2 protein-coding genes are annotated in these 747 nt (G+C 72.7%); one reads left to right on the top strand and one right to left on the bottom strand.

Annotated features, from left to right (window positions below; translation table 11 throughout):
- Position 1: 1 nt before the first annotated feature.
- Positions 2–451 carry a hypothetical protein gene (locus VXC91_RS46390; protein WP_329513336.1) on the bottom strand — a complete coding sequence of 150 codons (450 nt, stop codon included), beginning with the start codon at positions 449–451 and terminating at the stop codon, positions 2–4.
- Between the two features lie 50 nt (positions 452–501).
- Between VXC91_RS46390 and VXC91_RS46385 the strand changes: the two genes are divergently transcribed.
- Positions 502–747: hypothetical protein (locus VXC91_RS46385; RefSeq protein ID WP_329513335.1), on the top strand; the 246-nt coding region annotated here is incomplete at its 3' end.

Raw genomic sequence — 747 nt, 5'->3', positions numbered from 1 at the left:
GTCACGGCGCGAGCGTGGTGCGGCGCAGCGGGGCACCGCTCACCTGGCAGACGGGATCGTCGCTGTTCGGCTCGGGCCAGGCGTATCGGGCGCAGGGGCGGTCGGCGCGCGGGCAGAGGAGGACCGGCTCGTAGGGCCGGTCGGCCGCGACGCCGGGTGGGGTCAGCACTGAGACGCTTCCGGCGGAGAGCGAGCCGACGCCGCGGGTGGCACCGAAGATGCCGAGGGCGTCCTGGGCTGCCCGCAGCGCCCGGTGTACGTTCTCGAGAAGAGCGGACGGGTCCTCGCCTGCCCGCAGCGCGGCCAGCAGCACGTCGAGCCGGACCGGGCCGTCGGCCGGGCCGCGTTCCAGCGCGGCGCGGACCAGGTCGACGTGCTCGCACACATACGCCAGCCCGTCGGCGATCTGCCCCTCGTCACGATGGGATCCGCCGTTCCTGTCACGTGACACACCGTCATCATACGATGGGCGGAGCCGGGACACGGTGGACGAGGGGCGAAATGGCGTGCTGGGATGAGCTGTTGGCGATGCTGGGCGAGACGCTGCACCGCATCAGCGACACCCGCGATCCGTCCCTGGCACTGACGCCCGGCGTCGCGGCGATCGCCGCTGCGGTGGCCAAGGGCCTTGCCGAGGCGGAGAAGGAGGGGTGGGTGCGCGCCACCAGCGCGGCCATGACGGCCTCGCGGGTCTTGAAGGCTCCCCTGCCTGAAGGGAGGGGATTCTTCACCCTCCAGGGCCGATGT

Source organism: Streptomyces chiangmaiensis (assembly GCF_036281785.1).
GTDB classification, from domain to species: Bacteria; Actinomycetota; Actinomycetes; order Streptomycetales; family Streptomycetaceae; genus Streptomyces; species Streptomyces chiangmaiensis.
This window is presented reverse-complemented; position numbering and strand designations above follow the sequence as displayed.